At 45.3% G+C, this 22348-nt stretch carries 21 protein-coding genes; 7 read left to right on the top strand and 14 right to left on the bottom strand.

The features are described from left to right. Positions 1 to 103: 103 nt before the first annotated feature. The gene (locus BUB99_RS15065; RefSeq protein ID WP_073123759.1) at positions 104 to 1471 is read left to right on the top strand and encodes an MFS transporter; all 1368 of its coding nucleotides are present in this window, start codon (positions 104 to 106) and stop codon (positions 1469 to 1471) included. Positions 1472 to 1557: 86 nt separating this feature from the next. On the opposite strand, the gene BUB99_RS15060 is transcribed toward BUB99_RS15065, so the two are convergent. Continuing rightward, positions 1558 to 2667, bottom strand: coding sequence for an NAD(P)/FAD-dependent oxidoreductase (locus BUB99_RS15060; RefSeq protein WP_073123757.1), 1110 nt, complete (start codon positions 2665 to 2667; stop codon positions 1558 to 1560). Between the two features lie 73 nt (positions 2668 to 2740). Between BUB99_RS15060 and BUB99_RS15055 the strand changes: the two genes are divergently transcribed. Next, positions 2741 to 3223, top strand: coding sequence for a GAF domain-containing protein (locus BUB99_RS15055; protein ID WP_073123755.1), 483 nt, complete (start codon positions 2741 to 2743; stop codon positions 3221 to 3223). Positions 3224 to 3243: 20 nt separating this feature from the next. On the opposite strand, the gene BUB99_RS15050 is transcribed toward BUB99_RS15055, so the two are convergent. Beyond that, complete coding sequence (locus BUB99_RS15050; protein WP_139281038.1) at positions 3244 to 4140, bottom strand: hypothetical protein; 897 nt, start codon at positions 4138 to 4140, stop codon at positions 3244 to 3246. A gap of 132 nt (positions 4141 to 4272) precedes the next feature. Here BUB99_RS15050 and BUB99_RS15045 point away from each other — a divergent pair, with 132 nt between their 5' ends. Beyond that, positions 4273 to 4701: a hypothetical protein gene (locus BUB99_RS15045; protein WP_139281037.1), complete on the top strand. Its 429-nt coding sequence runs from the start codon at positions 4273 to 4275 to the stop codon at positions 4699 to 4701. Between the two features lie 9 nt (positions 4702 to 4710). Here the strand turns inward: BUB99_RS15045 and BUB99_RS15040 are convergent, their stop codons facing one another. Together BUB99_RS15040 and BUB99_RS15035 are read right to left on the bottom strand one after the other, a co-directional pair. After that, positions 4711 to 5703 carry a hypothetical protein gene (locus tag BUB99_RS15040; protein ID WP_073123750.1) on the bottom strand — a complete coding sequence of 331 codons (993 nt, stop codon included), beginning with the start codon at positions 5701 to 5703 and terminating at the stop codon, positions 4711 to 4713. 11 nt (positions 5704 to 5714) lie between these two features. Continuing rightward, a complete protein-coding gene (locus BUB99_RS15035; protein ID WP_073123749.1) occupies positions 5715 to 6518 on the bottom strand; it encodes a hypothetical protein in 804 nt (267 codons plus the stop codon). Positions 6519 to 6682: 164 nt separating this feature from the next. On the opposite strand from BUB99_RS15035, the gene trhA reads away from it, so the two are divergent. After that, a complete protein-coding gene (trhA, locus tag BUB99_RS15030; protein ID WP_073123748.1) occupies positions 6683 to 7333 on the top strand; it encodes a PAQR family membrane homeostasis protein TrhA in 651 nt (216 codons plus the stop codon). A gap of 3 nt (positions 7334 to 7336) precedes the next feature. Here trhA and BUB99_RS15025 read toward each other — a convergent pair whose 3' ends face one another. The 8 genes from BUB99_RS15025 to mazG all read right to left on the bottom strand — a co-directional run bounded on the left by BUB99_RS15025 (position 7337) and on the right by mazG (position 15611). Further along, the gene (locus BUB99_RS15025) at positions 7337 to 8320 is read right to left on the bottom strand and encodes a hypothetical protein (protein WP_073123746.1); all 984 of its coding nucleotides are present in this window, start codon (positions 8318 to 8320) and stop codon (positions 7337 to 7339) included. Positions 8321 to 8518: 198 nt separating this feature from the next. Further along, on the bottom strand, positions 8519 to 9619 hold the full coding sequence (locus BUB99_RS15020; RefSeq protein WP_073123744.1) for a prolipoprotein diacylglyceryl transferase: 1101 nt from the start codon (positions 9617 to 9619) through the stop codon (positions 8519 to 8521). A 9-nt stretch (positions 9620 to 9628) separates the two neighbouring features. Further along, positions 9629 to 11086 (bottom strand): TrkH family potassium uptake protein, encoded by a 1458-nt coding sequence (locus tag BUB99_RS15015; RefSeq protein ID WP_073123742.1) that lies wholly within the window; start codon positions 11084 to 11086, stop codon positions 9629 to 9631. Then, positions 11083 to 12423, bottom strand: a complete 1341-nt coding sequence (trkA, locus tag BUB99_RS15010) for a Trk system potassium transporter TrkA (protein WP_073123740.1) — start codon at positions 12421 to 12423, stop codon at positions 11083 to 11085. The genes BUB99_RS15015 and trkA overlap by 4 nt, the downstream gene beginning before the upstream one ends. Before the next feature lie 101 nt (positions 12424 to 12524). Next, positions 12525 to 13208 (bottom strand): tRNA (5-methylaminomethyl-2-thiouridine)(34)-methyltransferase MnmD, encoded by a 684-nt coding sequence (gene mnmD / locus BUB99_RS15005; RefSeq protein WP_073123738.1) that lies wholly within the window; start codon positions 13206 to 13208, stop codon positions 12525 to 12527. Then, entirely contained in the window at positions 13201 to 13689 is a 489-nt protein-coding gene (gene ispF / locus BUB99_RS15000) for a 2-C-methyl-D-erythritol 2,4-cyclodiphosphate synthase (protein WP_073123731.1), read from the bottom strand. The genes mnmD and ispF overlap by 8 nt, the downstream gene beginning before the upstream one ends. A 60-nt stretch (positions 13690 to 13749) precedes the next feature. After that, the gene (locus tag BUB99_RS14995) at positions 13750 to 14799 is read right to left on the bottom strand and encodes an acyltransferase family protein (protein WP_139281036.1); all 1050 of its coding nucleotides are present in this window, start codon (positions 14797 to 14799) and stop codon (positions 13750 to 13752) included. 11 nt (positions 14800 to 14810) lie between these two features. Next, the gene (mazG, locus tag BUB99_RS14990; RefSeq protein WP_073123727.1) at positions 14811 to 15611 is read right to left on the bottom strand and encodes a nucleoside triphosphate pyrophosphohydrolase; all 801 of its coding nucleotides are present in this window, start codon (positions 15609 to 15611) and stop codon (positions 14811 to 14813) included. Between the two features lie 119 nt (positions 15612 to 15730). Between mazG and BUB99_RS14985 the strand changes: the two genes are divergently transcribed. Together BUB99_RS14985 and glmM are read left to right on the top strand one after the other, a co-directional pair. Beyond that, complete coding sequence (locus BUB99_RS14985) at positions 15731 to 15961, top strand: hypothetical protein (protein WP_073123725.1); 231 nt, start codon at positions 15731 to 15733, stop codon at positions 15959 to 15961. A 112-nt stretch (positions 15962 to 16073) separates the two neighbouring features. After that, positions 16074 to 17471: a phosphoglucosamine mutase gene (gene glmM / locus BUB99_RS14980; protein WP_073123723.1), complete on the top strand. Its 1398-nt coding sequence runs from the start codon at positions 16074 to 16076 to the stop codon at positions 17469 to 17471. Positions 17472 to 17580: 109 nt separating this feature from the next. On the opposite strand, the gene BUB99_RS14975 is transcribed toward glmM, so the two are convergent. Further along, positions 17581 to 18699 (bottom strand): TRAP transporter substrate-binding protein, encoded by a 1119-nt coding sequence (locus tag BUB99_RS14975; protein ID WP_073123721.1) that lies wholly within the window; start codon positions 18697 to 18699, stop codon positions 17581 to 17583. Between the two features lie 262 nt (positions 18700 to 18961). On the opposite strand from BUB99_RS14975, the gene clpB reads away from it, so the two are divergent. Beyond that, positions 18962 to 21586, top strand: coding sequence for an ATP-dependent chaperone ClpB (clpB, locus tag BUB99_RS14970; protein ID WP_073123719.1), 2625 nt, complete (start codon positions 18962 to 18964; stop codon positions 21584 to 21586). A gap of 238 nt (positions 21587 to 21824) precedes the next feature. Here clpB and BUB99_RS14965 read toward each other — a convergent pair whose 3' ends face one another. Continuing rightward, the gene (locus BUB99_RS14965) at positions 21825 to 22196 is read right to left on the bottom strand and encodes a DUF1801 domain-containing protein (RefSeq protein ID WP_073123717.1); all 372 of its coding nucleotides are present in this window, start codon (positions 22194 to 22196) and stop codon (positions 21825 to 21827) included. Positions 22197 to 22348 lie beyond the last annotated feature (152 nt).

Genomic DNA, 22348 nt, shown 5'->3' with positions numbered 1-22348 from the left:
AGACCACTGATTAACCATTTTTTAGACAGATCATTCATCATACTTTTGTCATGTAATTAAGTAGTAACCGACAACTACGTAGACAATTAGACTTGACAAAACGATGAAAACAAATACACCTTCACTAGAAAAAGCGACTAGAATCAACTTGCTTGACTTTAGCTCTCTCCAGATGCGCACCTTTCACCTGAGCTGGATCGCATTCTTTCTTTGCTTCTTTGGCTGGTTTGCGCATGCTCCTCTGATGAACTCTACCATCGGGCCAGACTTAGACCTGAGCAAAGCACAAAAAATTACAGCCTTTATTGCCTCGGTTGGTATCACCATTATTGCGCGACTCATCATCGGTAACTTGTGTGATAAGATCGGACCAAGAAAGAGCTACACGTATTTATTATTATTCGGAGCGGTCGTGGTAGCCAGCTCATCTTTTGCCTACAACTGGGAGACCTATCTCCTCTCTAGAATGGCGATTGGTGTGATTGGAGCTTCCTTTGTGATCACACAGTACCACACGACCAAAATGTTCGCTCCGAATGTCGTAGGAATTGCTAACGCCACCACCGCAGGTTGGGGGAATCTCGGTGGAGGCGTGACGCAAGCTTTGATGCCGTTGATCGCATCAGGCATGCTCGCAGTAGGCCTAGCCAACTCAGAACTGTCCAAATGGAGACCAGCCATGTTCGTTCCTGCTCTCATCATGTTGGGCGTTGCTTACCTCTACTGGACTTATACCAAGGATGACCCAAAAGGAAACTTCTCTGAAAACCCAGACCTACAGCCAAAAAAACTAGAAGGCGAATCAGGCCTATTTATGTCTGCTGTCAAAGACCGTAGGGTTTGGATACTGTTTGCCATCTATGGTGCATGTTTCGGGCTAGAGTTATTCGTCAATGGACGTGCAGCAACCTACTATCAAACCAAATTTAGCCTCAACGAAACCACTGCTGGGATGATTGCAGCACTATTCGGCCTGATGAACCTATTCGCACGCTCGATGGGCGGATGGTTAGGTGACCGATTTTCCAAAACTGGCGGGCTATCTGGTAGAGTCAAGTGGCTCGTGATGGTGCTCTTCGTAGAAGGATTTGCACTCATATTGTTCTCCAGAATGGACATGCTAGGCCTAGCCATCGGTACCATGATTCTTTTCTCACTTTTCGTGCAAATGGCCGAGGGAGCAACCTACTCTGTCGTACCATTTATCAACAAGAAATCTCTAGGCGCAGTGGCCGGTATCGTCGGTGCAGGCGGTAACGTCGGTGCGGTGATCTACGCACAATTCCTGCTAAGAAGTGGGGCCTCACTCGAAAACAGTTTCATGTACTTCGGTATCGCGGTGGTCGCCATCAGTATGCTCGGTCTTGGTATCAAGTTTAGCCAAGCAGACGAAGATGCCGCCGTAGCAGAACAAAAGAAATTAGAAGAGTTCGAGAAAGAGCTACAAGCCAAAGAGAAATTGGCGGCTTAAAAAACACATTAGCGACCAACGTCGGAACCGATACTTTTCCATTTCAAAAGACCAGCGAGTACTGCCCACTCGTTGGTCTCTTTGTTTTATTCAAACGAACGACCGTGGCTCAACCCTATCAAATGATCAGCAACAGGCGGTATTCTCATCAGCCCTACAGACAGCTCTGACAAGATCGGACTCCCAAACATGCGCTGAAACTGCCTGCCTGCCCAGAGACGAAAAGCAAACTGATCATTCCAGCACTTTTGATACGTAGATTCTAAGGCGGTATGATCCATAGTACCACCGTACCAATGCTCGGTAATCAACCCGCTGAGTAGCCATGCCGAGCGGATCGCCATCGCCATGCCATTACCACACAGCGGGGTAATCATGCCTGCAGAGTCTCCTGACATCAGAATATGATTTTCTACCGCTCTTTTCTTCTCGAAGGAAATTTCATTGATCACTACAGGCTTATCGAATAGAAAATCTGAGTCGTCCCAAATGGCCTTAAGGTGAGGATTACGAAACAGTACTTCCCTTTCCATTTCTTCTATCGTTCTACTTTTGAGATTGTCTCGATGGCTAAGGTAACAAAGGTTGTACACATCTCCACCCACGCTACTCAGTCCACAGTAGCCATCCTTGAAGTTGTGCAATGCGATCACATCTTTGGCAAAATCTGTTTTGATATGGTATTTGATGCCGATATATGGTGATCGATTGGCCATGAAAGCTCTCTGCAGACGTACGTCCAACTGGCTCCTCTTGCCAAATGCTCCGATGACCAACTTGGATGGGTATCGTTGGTTAGACGCAGTGACTTCAAAATGATCTCCATCCCAACTGATATCACTCACTTTCATCCCTTCCCTTAGTTCTACACCAGATGCTTTGGCCTTCTGCGACAGGTACAAGTCCAGATCATAACGACTAATTCCAAAACCTCCCATACCCAATGCGCTGCGAACAGTCTTGCCACTAATGGCACTCAATCGAAACTGACTAATTTGACTAGGTTCTAGCTCCGACGGGTACAAATCATGCTGGAGCAAAAAAGGCTTTACCTCATTAGAAATATATTCTCCACACACCCGATGAAAGGGATAACGCCCTTTCTCCATCAAACAGACCGACAGCCCAGCCCTAGAGAGCAAAATTGAATTAATCAAACCAGCCAACCCTCCTCCAACGATAATCACATCTAGCATGCCTAAATATCACAGATAATCATCAACTATTAGAAGACTTGCTCGTAAAATTGCATCAGAAAAATCCTCTATCATGGCAGAAGAACTTACGCTAGACAAAACACTTAGTAAACAAGATATCTACACAACACTGCTCCCTCAGATCGAAGCACTTAACAGTGGAGAAACAGACTTGATTGCCAATCTTGCCAATACCTCCGCTGCGCTGAAAGAAGCCTTTGGTTTTCTATGGGTTGGGTTCTATCTCGTCAAAGAAGATCAATTAGTGCTCGGCCCATTTCAAGGCCCAATAGCCTGTACCCGCATCTCAAAAGGAAAAGGAGTCTGTGGTACAGCATGGCACGAAGGCTTGACTCTAGTAGTAGACAATGTAGACGAATTCCCGGGTCATATTGCCTGCAGTTCCGCATCCAAATCTGAAATTGTCGTACCGTTATTCAAGGCTGGGGAGGTCATCGGCGTACTAGACATAGACAGTGATCAATTCGCCAGTTTTGACGAAATAGACCAACAATACCTAGAGCAGTTGGTTTCGCAGCTCTGCAAAAACCTCTAACCTAAAATTAGAAACACCCGCTAATCGCCACTCATTTTCTCCCCGACTTGCTCTTTGATTCCATAGAATTCATAGTGTTGCTCTGTTCCGTTTTTTGGTTCCAAGACAAACTCGTCTTTCTGTCCATCATATAACAGCTCGTAGTACTGATCCTCCAGCTCGCCCGTGATCAGGAGATCACTCTTGATGTCGCGATCATAGATCAGCATTCGACTCGCATATTCAATGGGAATATTGAGCTGAATATAGTCTCGGATATAAAGATCATGCGTCTCGCCAAATAGCACGACACGCACTCGGTTTTTGGTCTTTTGAAACTGTGTACGATAGAGATAAACCGTGCCCACCACATCATCTGCAGTAGGCGTTCGCTCGACATAGTTACGCTCGTTATAGTGATACAAGACCTTTTGAATTTCTTTGTTTTTCAATTTGAACCCTGGAGCAGAAACATAGCCATAGGACTCGGCATCATCCGCCACCAGCGTCTTTAGGGTTTTAAGCTTCTCTTCCCGCTCACGCTTGTTGTCATGTGCATCGTATAGTTCGAACAACTCATCATTCTTCTTGGCATACAGTACATACCCTCCATACTGATCCAGATACAGCGTGATACTACCAGTCATCAGTCGCTCTACAAAAAGGTAACTACCCGTCTCTGGAGGGAAAATCATAAAATAATCCTCATCCTTTTTAGCCTGACTATAACCGATGATAGAATCAGGTAGCACATCGATCATCTCCTTTATGTTGTAGTCTTTGACTTGGACTACATCCTCATAGGTAACCATACGTGTGAACGGAATACGCTTTCCGCTCTTCAACACAAGTGTGTCTTGCCCCATGAGGCTTGAATTAGACCCCAGTATTACTAACCAAATGAGTAATCCTACCTGAGGAAAGGCTATTAATTTCATACGCTAAGTTTAAGTTGTATTACACAGGGTTATGGCAGATAGGTACATCAAATTTAAAAGAATCTGACGAAAAAATTAGCACTTACAACCAAACCTAAGAATCAAGGGTCTTGATGATGAACCAAATTCCTGATGATGAAAACACCTTTTATACTTCTACTGGCCACTAGTGGCATATTATTAGCCTGCTCCAAAGACGACAGCACCAACGAACCAGAAGACACTACGGGCATAGTAGGCACCTGGCAGCTCATCGAACAACTCGCGGATCCAGGAGATGGGAGTGGCGTATTTCACCCTACAAAAAATGATTTGCGATTAACCTTCCGCACCAACGGCAGCTATACTTCCACAAATTCACTGTGTTCTGTTTTTGGGGATCCCCAAAATGCAGGGACGGGTACCTACAACACCGAAAAACTAAGTCTCCATCCAGCGGGATGCGAAGATAATGAATGGCTATCAGAAAACGGACTGCCCTATAAGCTCGAAAATGGCAACTTGATCGTCTATTATTTCTGTATAGAAGGTTGCGCACAGAAGTTCGAGAAGGTCAAATAGTCACTCAAGCTATCCCAAATAAAACATCTGGTCATCTGCGGTCGTCAAACTAAATGGTTTCTTCCCATATTTAGGTCTAAACACGATAATCTTATCCTTCTCTGACAGACGATCATATAGTATCGGATTCACATCGATCGATCTCCATGTGGTGTGTATCCGTTGCAGCGTACTGGATCGATTAGATGTAATGGTACTTTTGTCCAAAACGATGGCAGCCATGCCCACTTTCTGACCGTAGGACTGACTTCTCATATATAAAAACACCGAATGACACAGCCTAAAAAACTGAACGCTTGGAATGATCACGAGGGGAAACATGAATACCAAAACACCCCACATATCAGAAGACAGCAGTCCATATATAATGAATAGAAAAGGCGTCATCCAAATCAACTTTGATCGAAATTGTTTCCAAAAATTCTGCTTCATGACCACTCTGTCATCTTCATGAAGAGGCAACTCGATCTCTTCGAGCTGGCTCAGGTCTATCGCGGGCTCTCTCGTGACAATATCATGAGACGCTGCTGTGGCCCGCACCTCAAACATGAGAACATGCTTAGACTTAGGCGCACGATCCATCACAACCAAATCTCCAACTCTGGCTTTGGCATAATGACGATAATCCACTTTGTACTCCTCGCCATCAAGATAGATGTAATAATTTCTAGTCGTTCGGGTGCTACTCTTCCCCTTTGATGATGACCCAGTATTTGAGGTATGGATATCCAATCGCTTATCAGTCATTTTACCCGAAATTCGATGTTTCAGACCTCCTTTAATGTCCTTGACAACTGTCCAAGCCATATAAGCGATAATGCCCATAAAAATCACCCCAAAGCCTGCAAACACATAGATCACTATGTCATCATGCATGTGGGACAGTACAAACGTATACATCGCTGTAAATATGCCCACAACGAAGAGGGAAAAAATAAAGGCTCGTATCAGTTGCTTCTTGAGCGACTTGACATCTTCTGAGGTTAACGCTAGAGTTTCCATCCGTCTAAAATTTAATCTGCTATATCTGCTAAATCACCGATTCGCTCCATCCTTTCTCTCAGCTCGGCAGCATCCTCATAGTACTTGTTTACTAGATAGTGCGCGCACGCCTCCTTGCCCTCCGCAACTGGTATGCGGTAGATTTGATTGGTTTCTCTGTCTCCCGCTTTGGACGAAACCGTTAGTGCCATCGTCATAGGCTTCTTTTCCTCATCTATTTTGGCAACCGACACGAATCGCTTCATTCCGGTCAGTTCGATCAGCAGATCATTCACCAGTACTTTATCCTCTGTGAAAATCACCTTGCCCTCACGAGCACTCTCCAAGAGTTGCATTCGAGACCGAATAAACACCCCATAACAATACCAAACGATGACAGCCACGGGTACAGCCACAGCCAAACCATACAATACACTATGCAGCCAATCATACTCTGGCAACAACTGCCATATCGCTACACCCATGACGATCACAGCTATACCAATCGGCTTGGCGACTTGATCCTGATTCATCTCACTGCGGCTCGTAGCGAGATAGTCACTCCAGTCAGTCCCAGACAGTGACCACTGCTCGATGATTCCCGCCGCGTTCTGACGCACTTGATCAGAGACTGCTACTCTGCGCTGACGCATCGCCCCCGACAATAATTTGATGGCAATGGGAATACCCAACACACCAAAAACCACTACCGCCATGAGCCATGTCTGGCGTACACCCAACGCTACTGCCATCCCTCCGCCCAGAAGCGCAGCACCTGCTAACGCCAGTACGATCGTATAAACTACTATAGGCCCTGTTGATGTTTTCTTATCCATGATTCTCTGTTTAGTTTCTTTATCTAAGTCCTAGATGGTATAGACCCAAAATAAAGAGATATTAGTAGCGTATCTTATACCCACAGGAGGGTATTTTCTCGTACCTCAGATTGGGGACAGCCCATAAATAATATCAGATTTATTAACACTATACTATCATAGCCATGAGCAAACGAATCGACAAGCACCAGACACGTGGAGAAGAAATATCTAATGCCATCACCCATGGCATCACTGCACTGACAGCTATTGCAGGTTTCGTAATACTCATCATATATGGTGTTCAGAGTGATCAAAAGTGGAGTCTATTTAGTGCCTTATTCTATGGCAGTAGTTTGGTTGCGCTCTATGTGTTTTCTACGTTTTATCACAGTTTGACACATGTCAAGGCGAAACGCGTCTTCAACATACTTGATCACTGCGGTATATTTTTGCTGATCGCAGGCACCTATACTCCCGTCATGCTCATCAGCATCGGAGGAGTGACAGGCTGGGTGTTTTTCGGAATACAATGGGGAATGGCTCTCATCGGCATCATCCTAAAGATTTTCTTTACAGGACGCTACAACCTCCTCTCAACTATGCTCTATGCAATGATGGGATGGATTATTGTATTCAAATTGGAACTGGTCAAATCAATCCTCCCAGAACCTGGCTTTTGGTTGCTCGCTGCTGGAGGGTTCAGCTATACCATAGGGATCGTCTTTTATATTATTGACTACCGAATGAAATTTGCCCACTTCATCTGGCATCTATTTGTGATGGCAGGGAGTATTCTCCACTATCTGATGATGGTAATGTATGTTTTCAAATAAAATCTAGTCGTCCGAAATCAAATTCTCCAGTTTCACATCTGTCTCATGCAGCGTCTCTTCTATATGTTTAAAATTCGTCTCGTATTGATCAAAATAACCACGCTGTTCTAGACTGGAAGAGATTCGTTTGGTGAGCTCATTCATTTCGTCCAAAGAATCATCAATCATCTTGAGAATCTCTTGTTTTTCAGGCTCTCTTTCTTCTGAAGACAGTAGATTGACTAAGGCCATCACTCTACACAGTGGTGCACGCAGCAAGTGTGAGTTAATAAAAGACTGCTCTGCCAATATCTTGTTTTGCTGCTCTAGCCGCTGGGCTCGCTCTCTCACTTCCAATGTCAAATATTCATTGATCTCGGTGACTTTGGATTGGCTCTCGTACAGTGTTTTGTTGTCATTGAAAATTTTACGCTGATAGCTCTTTAGCTTATTCATGAGTCGTTGTTCGCGCTGCGCTTGCAAATACAACTCATAGAGAAAAGCATACATGACCAAAAACAACAACAAAGTGCCAAAGCCATAGGTCACATAGTCTAAATAACTATCGACGAATACCTGTCCCATGTCCTTCCTATCTGGCAAAAGACTCCCCAACTTATACTGTCCTAGTATGATCAGCAACCCTAAACCCGTACAAGTCCAAAGAGTATATTTTTCACGGTAGTCAAAAATGACCCAAGGGATAAGCATCATCCCGAACTCTGAGATGTACAATGAAATGATCAACGGATCGCTAGGAGCCACCAGAGAAGCATGATAACCCGCATTGAGAGCAAGAGGTATGAGTGAAAGAATGGCTCTAGGAACGGTGGAAAAGTTACGTCTGAGCAACCCTATCGATAGCAAGCCCAAAAAACCTGCAACAATCGGGAATACGGCTAAATATGCATTGAAATACACAAATGAGAAGACACCATATACTGCCCCTAGAAATACAATCAAATATCCTATTCGGTAAGCTACACGATGATGCCTATCCCTTTTCATGCTAGTTGACAGTTGGTTCGATCAAGTTTATGCTCTAGAGCTATTAATACTAATATACCTCATTTTTGAAGCATATCCATAACTAACCACACATACAACCGACACCACCTTTAAAAACTGCTACAAAAAAACAGATCAAAACAGGCGTTATAGTCTACAAGAGTAGATAATACAAAACCTGGGGTCGCTCATAAAAAATTACATCTCCTTCTTTTGCGTAAACCCCCATGACTTGACCAATACAACTACTCCGATGAGAAACATCGGTACACTGAGCCACTGCCCCATGTTGAGCGGAATAGACGCTTCCCAAGCTTCTTGATTCTCTTTGAAGAACTCCACGGTGAACCGCTCGGACCATAGCATCACCATGAACAGGCCAAACAGAAAACCTGTCTTGATCTGCATCCTGTGATGATACCAAATGTGCGCAAGAATCAGGAACATGAATATACAGGCGATAGCCTCATAGAGCTGTCCAGGATGTCTCGGGATACCCAAAACAGAAAACTTAACATGCTGCTCCCCTCTTGACATGTAGGCCTCATAGTGCGCTGGCTGATCCACTGGCAGTGTCATATGCTCCGCTACCCCGTAGTAGCGATCTATCGCCCGTGGGATAGTTGTCTCAAAAAACAACTTGGTATTGTCCTCCTGTAGCTCCACACCACGCTTGTAGACGAGCTCGATTTGCATCGGTATCTCACCCGGTGATGTACTTGTAGCTTCTCCACCTTTCTCGAAAGAGACCTCTTCGATCCGTGGATCCAGTCGGGTAAACATATCTTCTATGCTTCTCGCAAACACAATCCCATTCTCAGACCCCGTAGGCAATCCAATGATCTCTGAATTCATGAAGTTACCTATTCGAATACAAGCCCCTACGAGTACCGTGACAATCGCTACACGGTCCAATATCCACATATAACTTTGGTCTGCATGTTTTCGACTGTAGAGATACAACGCCACGAGCATACCTATCGCACCTCCATGGCTCGCTAGTCCCCCTTCCCATATTTTGATAATCTCAAAAGGGTTGGATAGATAGTATCCCGGATTGTAAAATAAGCAATGACCCAAGCGTGCGCCGACAACTACTGCTATCACGAGATACATCGTCAGCTGGTCTACATCCTTTACATTCTTGTTTTCAGATTTAAAAATCCAATACATTACTTGCTGTGCAAGGATAAATCCCAAAGCGAACAACAATCCATACCATCTAACGGGATGTCCCAAACCAGGAATCGTGAAAATTTCTGGGCTTGGACTCCAAATAATCATCTCAAATAATGTCATAGGTCTCTTTTATATTTTTCTCCAAAAATATGGAGTGAACAAAATCAATACAGTAAACAGCTCTAATCTCCCAAGCAGCATTAGCATACACAGCACCCACTTACCTACCATAGGTATATTGCCAAAATGATCAACAGGTCCCACATCACCCAATCCAGGGCCAATATTACCCAGACAGGTTGCCACTGAGCTAATAGCGGTCATAAAATCAAGCCCTAAAAACGCCATCAGAATAGACCCTAGCGCAAAGATGCTCACATAGATCATGATAAAGGCTAGGATGTTAAAAGTGATATCCTTGTGCACCGCTTTGCCATTGAAGCGAACGGGCAAAATCGCAGAAGGATGCAATTGCCGTTTCAATTCTAGTACACTGTTTTTTACCAAGATCAAATGACGTACGATCTTAACTCCTCCAGCGGTACTACCGGCACTAGCTCCTACAAACATGAGGACGAAAAGTAACAGCACAATTTCATACGGCCACTGTGTATAATCGGCACTGACATATCCCGTAGTTGTCATGATAGAGACCACCTGAAAAAGCCCTTCGCGTATCGACAGCTCTATAGACGTTCCCTGTGTTTGGTATATCCCTATCGTGATCAAAACCGTCACGAGTACCGTCAACAACACATAAAAGCGAAACTCCTCATTCTTAAATACAGTCTTCATCTTGCCATGCAGTGCAAAATAGGTAACCGTAAAGTTAGTCCCTGCCAAAAACATGAAGACAATAATGACATATTGAATAAAGGGGGAATTGAAGTGTGCTACACTAGCATTTTTGGTAGAGAATCCACCAGTTGCCATAGTCGTCAGGGCATGGTTGATCGCATCGTAGAAGGTCATTCCTCCTGCCCACAGAAGAGTCATTTCGGTTAGGGTCAATGCGACATAGATGAACCATAGTCGTTTTGCCGTCTCAGTGATTCGAGGCTTTAGCTTGTCAGGAGATATCCCTGGCGCCTCCGCCACGAACAGCTGCATACCTCCAATACCCAATAGCGGCAATATGGCCACTGCCAACACGATGATACCCATCCCTCCAATCCACTGCGTCAAACTACGCCAAAACAAAATGCCCTTGTCTAGCGCCTCTATGTCCGTCAGGACCGTAGCTCCTGTAGTAGTAAACCCGGATACGGTCTCAAAAAATGCATCTGTAAAACTAGGGATCGCACCGCTCAGCAAATATGGAAGCGTACCAAACAAAGACATGGACAACCAGCCCAACGTTACAATCAAGTAGCCATCCTTCTTTTTTAGTTCTTTGGAGCGATTACGTCGTGTGATCACAAATACCACATAGCCAATCACCATCGCTGATACGCCTGATATTAACAAGGCATTCATGTCTTTGCCTCCGAAATACCAACTGAACGGGATACAAGTCATCATAAAGGCGCCATTGAGCAAGATGAGCAGGCTCAGTACATTCAGGATGACTTTGTAGTTAAATCTCATTTGAAAAAGCCTTCTACTTTTCGAATACACTCTGGTTTGGAAAGCACTACAACACGGTCTTTGGGCTCAAAGGTGAAATTTCCTCTCGCCGTAATGCCACGATCGCCTCTGATCACTCCCCCGATCAACGCCGATTGAGGAAAATTAAGATTTCGAAGCTCAGCCTCCAATATCTTAGACCCCTCTTTCACCTCGAACTCTACGATCTCAGCATCTACTCCATGGATGGTTGTCATGTTGACGACCTGTCCCTTTCGGATATAACGGAAGATAAAACTCGCCGCGATTAGTTTCTTATTGATCATCGTGTCCACACCTATGTTTTGAGAGAGGTGGATGTAGTCCATGTTCTCGACGAGCGAGATAGTTTTGGGCACATTATGATTTTTGGCGACTAGCGAAGAGATCATATTGGTCTCAGAGTTACCAGTCACTGCGATGAAGGCATCCATATCGTCGATTCCTTCTTCCTTGAGTAGTTCGACATCTCTACCGTCACCATTGATGATCATGGTGTTGGGGAGCTCATCGGCTAGATCAAAACACTTGTCCCTATCCTGCTCGATTAACTTGATGTTGTATTTTTTGCTTAGCTGTCTAGCGGCTTGTATGCCTATTTTGCTACCGCCGAGGATCATCACATTCTTGATAGACTCCCTTTGTTTACCAGCTAGATCCAGCACACGATCCACACCATCAGGCTGACAGATAAAGTATGCATGATCATTGACCTGAAACTTGTTATCCCCATGAGGAATAATCGTCTCCTCACCTCTCAGTATCGCTACCGTGATAAAGGAATAATCAGGATTGAGATAGGCTGTTTCGACTAGCGTTTTATCCTTGAGCTCTGACTCCTCATCGATCAATATGCCTACGAGAGATAGACATCCTTTTTCGAAATCAAAATTATCTGTCAGAGCATTTTCTTTAAGGAGCCGCTTGATCTCCTTGGCCGCTAGTGACTCAGGGGATATAACCTCATCGATCCCTATCGTTTTGAGATCCAAAATATCTTTCCGCTGTATGTATTCGGTATTAGTGACACGAGCAATGGTCTTTCGCGCTCCGAGATTCTTCCCAATGATGGAGGTGGTGATATTAGTTGTCTCAGACTCTGTCACAGCGATCAGTAAGTCTGCCTTGGCGACCTGTGCATCTTCCAGGACCTTGTAGGAGGTCGAATTGCCTTTCGTCGTGTGTACGTCTAGATGATTAGAGATATACTGTAATCGATCATCATCCGTATCAATGATGTTAATATCGTGTGCTTCATATGCCAAAAGTTTTGCCAAATGAAAGCCTACATCTCCCGCGCCTGCTATTACTATTCTCATTGAATTCTCAAAGTATTCATTGATTAGAACAAATATAATTTAATCCACTTACCAATGGTTCCTTCCTATCTAATAGTTGAACCGCCAAAAGTGCTAAAACTCTACCGCTTTGTCGCCCTTGTCATTTCCTTTTTTCCTGGAGGCCCTGGTAATTCTTCAATTTCAAAGCCTGCCGACTTGATATCTCTTTTAAATTGCCCTTGTGCACAATAAGTAACCAACACACCATTTTGCGCCAGTCCCTGATACATTTTAGCCAACACCTCTGGGCTCCACATCTCTGGTTGCTTTGAGGGGGCAAAGGCATCAAAAAAGATCAAATCATAAACGGCCTCCTCTACTTCAAACTGGAAAACATCCGTTTCTACCTTGATCAGGGAGAATAGCTCCGTGATCTTTTGCTGCTCATTCCACGCCACTGCGTGTACGCGATCAAAAACCTCTTGCCCATTTTCATCTCCCAGCTGCCCTACATAGTTCAGCTGATCGGTCACCTCTTTGGCCAATGGATATTTTTCTAGGGACGTGTACACCAGCGATTCCATAGATTTATTGGTTTCTAAAGCTGTCAGCCAAGCGTTGAGCCCTGTGCCAAACCCGATCTCTAGTACCCGAATCACCTGTTGATCAGGATTCCTCTCACGATAGTGCGCCAGCCCCTTCTCCAAAAACACATACTGCGCTTCGGTGATCGCTCCATGAGTAGAGTGATAGGTTTCGTTCATCTCTGGCAAGAGCAGCGAATGAGAACCGTCTTTAGTCTCGAAAATTTCTACTTTAGGCATTTCTATAGATTAAAACCGTCGCATGCGCAGATACCCCCTCTTCTTTGCCCACAAAACCGAGCTTCTCTGTAGTAGTTGCTTTGATAGACACATCTTCAACTTCCATTTCCATCACTTCTGCCAAGACTCGTTTCATCTCGCTGATATGTGGGTTAACCTTAGGCCGTTGTAGACAGATCGTAGAATCTATATTTCCAACTTCATAACCTGCCTCCCTGATCAGATTCATTACTTCTGTTAGCAAGATCTTGCTATCTATTCCTTTGAATTTGGGGTCTGTGTCCGCAAAGTGATAGCCAATATCTCTCATATTCGCTGCACCTAGCAGTGCGTCGCAGATAACATGTATCAACACATCGGCATCAGAGTGTCCCACTGCACCATGTGTATGTGGCACCAAAATACCTCCTAGCCAAAACTCCTCTCCCTCTGCCAGCTGGTGGACATCATAGCCATAACCTACTCTTATATTTGGTTTCATATCCTAATCAATCTCTTCGTTTCGAAATGTAAATAAAGGCAGTCTGCCCGCCAACCCCCATCAAACCCGCTTGTTTTTGAACAAAAATTCAAATAATTGAGTCCTTCTTTGGATGAAAATATCCTCCACAAAATGTGTTGATAAAAAAGCCAATACCACCGTTCCTCCAAAGTAAATCACGAAACCAACCACACTATAGCCCCAATAATGCACAATGGGAATCAAAATAAAAAAGTGCCACAGATAGGCATTGTAGCTATAATACGCCAGAATTCTAAACACACGGTGAAATCGAAACTGAGTCAAATACACCAATACATAAGCCAGCAGCAGCGGCGAAGTGATTCTCAAACCCAGCTGATATGTCGTCTGATCTATCTGCGTGATCAGCAGCAACATTCCCCCAGCGATAAGGCAGAAAAAGCCACTTTGAAAAAACTTCATGTTTCGAATTTGATCTCGGAATAGAAAAATCAAAGCCCCATAACAGAATGCATCGAGACGGTTGTGTGTGTAGGTCGGGTACTCCGCAATATCGGTGTACATCGCCTGCACCTTAGCTATGACACAACAAACAATCACGAAACATGAAAACCAAACGGCATACCTCCGAAATGAAACCCTACTCACCGCAGCTAAAGATACAATCCATATCAAAACATAAAAATGCTCCTCAACACAAAGCGTCCAAACATGCTCAAATGCCCATCTATGTGGAAGGCCCGCATAATTGCGATAGAAAAGAAAATACTGCTTCCATTCACTCAGCTTGGGTAGATTCTCTCCATAAATCTCTGCAAAAAATAGTTTTCCGATCAAGAATGCCGCAACTAGAAAGAAAAAATAGGAAGGAATAATTTTCGTCCATCTGCTGACGAAGTATCGCTGATTGACCATGGGTTCCTCTCGACTCAGCATCTGTACCACTAAATATCCTGAGAGGATAAAAAAAGCATCGATATCAATGCTGTAAGTCTCTAAAATTTCGAAATGCGTCACGATGACAGACAATGCCGCCATACTCCTGACAAAATCAAACGCCTCTATTCTATCCTCACTTTGGACGATGCGACGGAGCCTGTCGAATATTTTGAGATCAAGAATAGCCACGGGACAACTGACTACAGCGACTTTGCTTTTTCCCAGTAGGCGTCCATCTCTTCTAGGCTCATTTCGCCCATCTGCTTGCCGTCCTTCTTGCTTTCTATCTCTAGGTACTGAAAACGCTTGATGAACTTCTTATTAGTACGCTCTAGGGCCTCTTCGGGATCTATTCCAACGAAGCGTGCATAATTGACCATCGAAAACAGAATATCACCAAACTCGCTGAGTGCTTCCTCCTTGTTGCCCTGATCGATTTCTACTTTGAACTCCTCCAGCTCCTCTTGAACTTTGCCCCAGACTTGCTCCTGATCATCCCAGTCAAAACCCACTCCACGTGCTTTTTCCTGAATACGCATGGCTTTTACCATCGCGGGGAGCGATTTAGGCACTCCTCCTAATACAGACCTATTGCCCTTCTCTTTGAGCTTGAGTTTCTCCCAGTTGGCCTTGACCTGCTCCTCATCGTCAGCTTTGGTATCACCATAGATGTGTGGGTGTCTGTAGATCAATTTGTCACAGATGGCATGCAGCACATCTGCCACGTCAAAGTCTCCCTTCTCCTGTGCGATCCGAGCGTAAAACACGAGATGAAGCATCAAATCTCCCAATTCCTTTTTCACCTCCTCACCGTCACTTTCTAAGATCGCGTCTGATAGCTCGTAAGTCTCCTCGATAGTCAAGTATCGAAGTGTCTCCCAAGTCTGCTTTTTGTCCCACGGGCAGTTCTCTCGCAGCTCATCCATGACGGTCAATAGTCGATCAAATGCTGCCAATTTTTCAGGACGCTTCACATCTGGCTTACTTCTTGATTCTGACATAATGAATTATTTGAAGGTGATAGTTGTTGACATTAGATAAGGATCTTGGATTCTTTTCGACCCAGATTCAACAAAGCTATTCGCTTTAATGTATAAATTTGCAGCAAGTATTCGAAATTATGACAACAGTACTTTTAGGAATCGGGTTTATAGCGGTGTTTTTCATTTTCATGAGTGTAAGGCTCATTTTCTTGAAAAACGGGGAATTTAAAGGGACGTGTGCTTCGCAGAACCCTTACTTGAACAAAACAGGTGAGCCATGTGGCTACTGTGGCAAGACTATGACACCTGGCGAATCTTGTGGCAACCCAGACAACGAGGTGGATAAGGTCATGAAAAACTTCAAATAACTAACCTAGAAACTAACCGGGGACTAGTTGCATCAGTATTACTAAGTTACATTTCACTTTGTGCTTTGAAAGCTTTGAATACCTTTGCGCTCCCAAAAAACTACACGCGTAGATGACGTTAATAAAATCAATCTCTGGAATACGGGGAACAATTGGTGGCAAGGAAGGTGAGGCTCTGACACCAAATGATGTTGTAAAATATGCAGCAGCGTTTGGCCAATGGACCAAGGAAAACAGTGACAGCAATAAAATTGTCATTGGTAGAGATGCAAGACCATCAGGTGATTTGATTACCAAGATGGTATCTGGCACCCTACAAAGCCTCGGCATAGATGTAGTCGATCTAGGCCTCTCGACCACTCCTACAGTCGAAATGGCTGTACCCACAGAACAAGCCTCTGGCGGTATCATCATCACAGCAAGCCACAACCCTAACGGCTGGAATGCTCTGAAACTCCTAAACAAAGACGGAGAATTCATCTCAGACGTCCAAGGTCAACGCGTACTAGAAATCGCCGAACAAGGTGAAATCGAATATGTACAGTCTAAGGACCTTGGCTCTTTCGAAAGCAATGACACCTACATCGATTTTCATATCGATAGAATTCTAGAACTAGGACTCGTAGATGTCGAGGCAATACAGGCTGCCAACATGAAGATCGCAGTAGATGCCGTCAATTCTACAGGCGCAATTGCGATTCCTAAGTTGCTAGATAAATTAGGCGTTCAGGATTACAAAATACTATTTGATGAACCAAACGGATTGTTTCCACACAACCCAGAACCACTTCCAGAGAACATCACACACATCTGCAATGAGGTAGAAAACAATCGCTACAATCTTGGGATCGTAGTAGACCCAGATGTGGATCGCTTGGCATTCGTCTCGGACAGTGGCGAGCCATTCGGCGAAGAATACTCACTCGTCATGATCGCTGATTATGTCCTGAAAAACACTCCGGGCAATACAGTGTCTAACATGTCTTCTACACGCGCACTCAAAGATGTCACCTTGAAAAACGGTGGTAGCTACGAAGCATCTGCGGTAGGCGAGGTGAACGTCGTGACCAAAATGAAAGAAACCAACGCCATCATCGGAGGAGAAGGCAACGGCGGCATCATCTACCCAGAGCTCCACTATGGACGTGACGCGCTCGTGGGTATTGCGCTATTTTTGACCGCTCTAGCAAAATTTGGTAAGTCGTCTTCTTTCATGAGAGCGACCTACCCTAACTACCACATCTCCAAAAACAAGATAGACCTTACCAAGGATATTGACGTGGATGATGTACTGGCACAGATTCAGAAAAAGTACGAAAAACACCCGATCAACACCGTGGACGGTGTGAAGATAGATTTTGATAGCGAATGGGTGCACTTGAGAAAGTCAAACACAGAACCTATCATCCGCATCTACTCTGAGTCCGAGTCCAAAAACACCGCCGAGGTACTCGCCAAAAAAATCATGATGGATATCAAAGAAATCGTGACCGAAAAAATCGAGGACTAAAACTCACAAAACACCAACAAAGAAGGCTCATCAATTGATGAGCCTTCTTTGTTTATAAACCTTATTCCCTATATAATATTGAAGTCCTCGCTTTAGGCGAGGACTTCAATTACACTTTAAAACTACTTGCTCCCTTCCCCTCACTCACCTTGCTCCACACCTCCGCTTTCTTGCGGTAGGCTTGAAAATGCTCATAGACCTTTTTGCTTTGGGAGTCCGTATCGATCATCTCGGTGATCACCTCTTTGGAGGCTTGGCGCAGGGGCGCCAGTACTTCGGGCGAAAAGGCACGAATATCGACACCTTCGTCGATCATTTTTTGGAGATAAATCGCGTTTTGAGCATCGAACTCCAGGAGCATCCATTGATTGAGGCGCATGATGGCTGCATAGAGGATTTCTTGAAGGTCTTTGGGTAGCTCGTTGTACTTGTCCTTGTTCATGGCCATCTCTAATACCGTACCGGGTTCGTGCCAGCCGGGGAAGTAGTAGTGCTTGGCGACCCGATGAAACCCCATCTTGTAGTCATGATAAGGGCCGATCCATTCTGTCGCATCGATCACACCACGCTCTAGGTTGGTGAACAACTCTCCTCCAGCCACGAGGACTGAGGTGCCTCCGACCTTGTTGATGACCTTGCCTCCGATACCAGGCATTCGGATTTTGAGGCCTTTGTAGTCTTCGATGGTGTTGATTTCTTTGTTGTACCAGCCACCTGCTTGCTGGCCGGTGTTGCCTCCAGGTAGTGGGATAAGATTGAAGGGCGCGTATATTTCTTCCCAGAGTTTTTGTCCGCCAGCATTGAGTATCCAGGTGTTCATCTGCTGAGCAGACACCCCAAAAGGGATAGACGAAAAGAATGTTGCTGCGGGAATCTTGCCAGCCCAATAGTAGCCCGATCCACTCATCATCTCTACCGCACCATGACTCACGGCATCAAAGCACTCCAAGGATGGAATCAATTCTCCCCCTCCATACACCTCGATTTTGAGGCGACCTCCACTCATTTGTTCCACCCATTTGGCGAGGAGCTTACAGCCTTGTCCCAGTACAGGAAAATTAGGTGGCCATGTCGTGACCATCTTCCATTGGTAGTTATTGTTGAAATTGATGTTTGGGGTTTCGATGGGGGATTTCTCGGTGGTACAGGATGCGAATGCACCCGTCACTCCTGCCGCCAAGGCTAAACTCCCTGCCTTGATGAATTTTCGTCTATTCTGTTCTGACATATCATGCGATTAATGGATCGAAGATAAAGAAAAAGCCCTATTAGTTCTCGGGGCATTTTTTCTAACTTTCTAAAGTATCCACCACTATGCGTGATGACAGGGAGCTACATGTCTGTCATCCTGACTTGATTTTGCGTTAGACACGTCCGATATCGGACACAATGACTTGATTTGAGTCAAAAATCAAAATGGAATAAGAATTGATGAAACCCTATCACCATCCACATCGAAGGGATGAGTACCAACATAAACAAAGAAGAAAATGAATTTTAATCAATACACAGTCAAATCACAGGAGGTCATCAACAAGGCCGGGGAGATTGTATTGGCGCATGGCCAGCAAGCCATCGAGCCTGCGCATATCCTCAAAGCCATCGTGGAGACCGATGAGAATGTCATAGGATTCATTGTCAAAAAGCTGGGCATCAACAAGGAACAGCTTAGCATCAGGATAGATGAGGTCACGGCGAGTTATGCCAAGGTCAGTGGTGGACAGCCCTACCTATCCAATGAATCCGCCGCTGCTTTGCAAAAAGCAGAAGCTATTGCGAAGAAGCAAAAAGATGAATTTATAGCCATCGAACACTTGATTCTAGGTGTCTTGGCTGGAAAAGATAAAGCCGCTGCGCTACTCAAAGAATTGGGATTCAACCAGAAAGATTTAGAAGCGGCGATACACGAACTAAGAGGAGGAAACAACGTGAATAGTCAAAGTGCAGAGTCCAACTATCAATCACTCGAGCGATACTCCAAGAACCTGAATCAACTGGCCAAGGACGGCAAGATTGATCCGGTGATTGGTCGCGACGAAGAGATCCGACGTGTCTTGCAGATTTTGTCTCGTAGGACCAAAAACAACCCTATGCTGATCGGCGAACCAGGAGTCGGTAAGACTGCCATCGTAGAGGGTATGGCGCAGCGTATCGTCGACGGGGACGTACCCGAAAACTTGAAATCAAAGACCTTGATTTCCTTGGACATGGGAATGCTCGTCGCGGGTGCCAAATACAAAGGGGAGTTTGAGGAGCGGCTCAAAGCCGTCATCAAGGAGGTGCAAGACTCTGCGGGAGAGATCATCCTGTTCATCGATGAGATACACACCCTCGTCGGTGCGGGTGGCGGAGAAGGCGCCATGGATGCGGCCAACTTGCTGAAACCAGCGCTGGCACGTGGCGAACTACATACGATCGGTGCGACCACACTCAAGGAGTATCAGAAATACATCGAGAAAGACAAGGCGCTCGAACGTCGATTCCAGACCGTGATCGTCGATGAGCCCAACGAAGCAGATGCTATTTCTATCCTGCGTGGGATCAAAGACAAGTACGAGTTGCATCACGGTGTACGCATCAAAGACGATGCAGTCATCTCAGCGGTGGAGTTGTCGAGTCGCTATATCTCTGATCGCTATTTGCCAGACAAGGCGATCGACCTGATGGATGAGGCTGCCGCCAAAATGCGGATCGAGATCGACTCCATGCCCGAGGAGCTGGACGAACTCAACCGCAAGATCATGCAGTTGGAAATCGAACGTGAGGCGATCCGTCGGGAGAAAAACAAAGAAAGAGAAAAAGTACTGTCACGAGAAATCTCGGACCTGTCCGTACGCCGTGATGACCTCAAGGCCAAGTGGCAGAATGAAAAATCTGTGATCACCGGTATCCAGCAAGAGAAAGAGAACATCGATAAGTTCAAAATCGAAGCGGAGCAAGCGGAGCGTGCAGGAGACTTTGGGCGTGTGGCGGAGATACGCTACGGCAAGATTCAGGAGAGCGAAAAGAAACTCGAAGAACTGAAGGTCAAACTCGTAGAGATGCAGGGCGAAAGCACCCTGCTCAAAGAAGAAGTAGGAGCCGAAGATATCGCAGAGGTGGTTGCCAAATGGACTGGTGTGCCGGTACAAAAGATGCTGCAAAGCGATAGAGAGAAGCTTCTGCACCTAGAAGAGGAGTTGGGAAAACGCGTCGCAGGACAGGAGGAAGCCATCGAGAGTATCTCTGATGCAGTGCGTCGCAGCAGAGCAGGCTTGCACGATCCGCAGCGCCCGATTGGTTCGTTTATCTTCCTCGGCACGACAGGTGTGGGTAAGACGGAGTTGGCCAAAGCCCTCGCGGACTACCTCTTCAATGACGAAAATGCCATGGTACGGATCGACATGTCCGAGTACCAAGAGAGTCATGCGGTGAGTAGACTCATCGGAGCACCTCCTGGGTATGTGGGATACGATGAAGGAGGTCAGTTGACTGAGGCGGTGCGAAGAAAACCCTACTCTGTGGTGCTTCTCGATGAGATCGAAAAAGCTCACCCAGATGCCTTCAACGTTTTGTTGCAGGTGTTAGATGATGGGCGATTGACGGACAACAAGGGCCGAGTCGCCAACTTCAAGAACACGATTATCATCATGACAACCAACATTGGAGCGGGGTTGATTCAAGACAACTTTGCACAAATGGACTTTGACAATGAGGACGAGATCATCGATAAGACCAAACGCGAAGTAATGGAGATGCTCAAGAAGTCGGTGAGACCGGAGTTCTTGAACCGGGTCGATGAGACCATCGTCTTTAGACCATTGGATCGTGCCAATATCCGAAAAATCGTCGAGATACAGTTTAGACTAATCAAAAGGCGTCTGGCTGAAAACGGCGTGAAGCTTGAAGCTTCGCCCGAGGTACTGGATCGATTGGGAGAGCTGGGGTATGACCCGCAGTATGGGGCTAGACCGCTCAAGCGTGTCATCCAAAAGCAGATTCTCAACGAGCTATCCAAACAGATACTCGCAGGCAAGATCAGCAATGAGGCGGTAATTGGTATCACACTCAATGACGACAGGGAGATCGAGTTTATCAATCTCGATGAGGTTGAAATAGAGAAAGAAGTCAAGTAGCAATAAGTGAAAAGCCAGTTCGAAAGAGCTGGCTTTTTTATCTTGAAGCTTCGGTGCTGCCTCTCTGTGCTTCGAGCCCCTCAGCATGACAGGACAAGTTTTTGAAGTCTCTTTGACAGATTAAAATTAGCTATAGAAATCAATAAGAATGTACCCCAGCTATAGCAAGCAGCTCCCCCCCCATGTCACCCAGAGACGAAAGGTTAACAAGCCCTTCTTGGGCAAGTAGATAGGTTTATTACCCCAGCTTCATCGGCTTGTGCTCCACGGTCTCATCTAGTAGATAGGCTTCATGCAGCACTTGATTCAAGACTTCTTCATCTACTTCTTCGATGGATGAATAGGTGATTCCAGCCATTCTCTTTCTGTCTTTGAAATCCAAGACGCCCGACTCATTGGATAGCTCTCTGCCTCGCCAGAACACTATTTCAACCGACCCATCCTTGAAAGGGTTCAGGTGGCAAACGGGGCTTTTTATTTTGTAGCAGGGCAAGCTGTAGCTGATCTTCCCTTGAATCTTTGGGTGCTGCGAGACAATTTGGTGCAGATGCTGTAGCAGAGCCGACTGTGCCGCAGGCTTGCTATGAATATAAGTAAGGATGGCGTTCATACCAGACCAAAACTAATAAAGACGATAAATAGTTAGCCATAACAGCATTTGAAATTTATCTGTTAGAATCTTGAGACTCCCTAGCTAAGAAGTTAAAATATTAACAGAACCGCCCATTCCTTGACAATTCTTAAGGATGCCCCTCTATATCA

Origin of the sequence: Reichenbachiella agariperforans, from assembly GCF_900142205.1 — a bacterium.
GTDB lineage: Bacteria > Bacteroidota > Bacteroidia > Cytophagales > Cyclobacteriaceae > Reichenbachiella > Reichenbachiella agariperforans.
The sequence above is the reverse complement of the archived record's forward strand: the minus strand, read 5'-3'. Positions and strand labels throughout refer to the sequence as shown.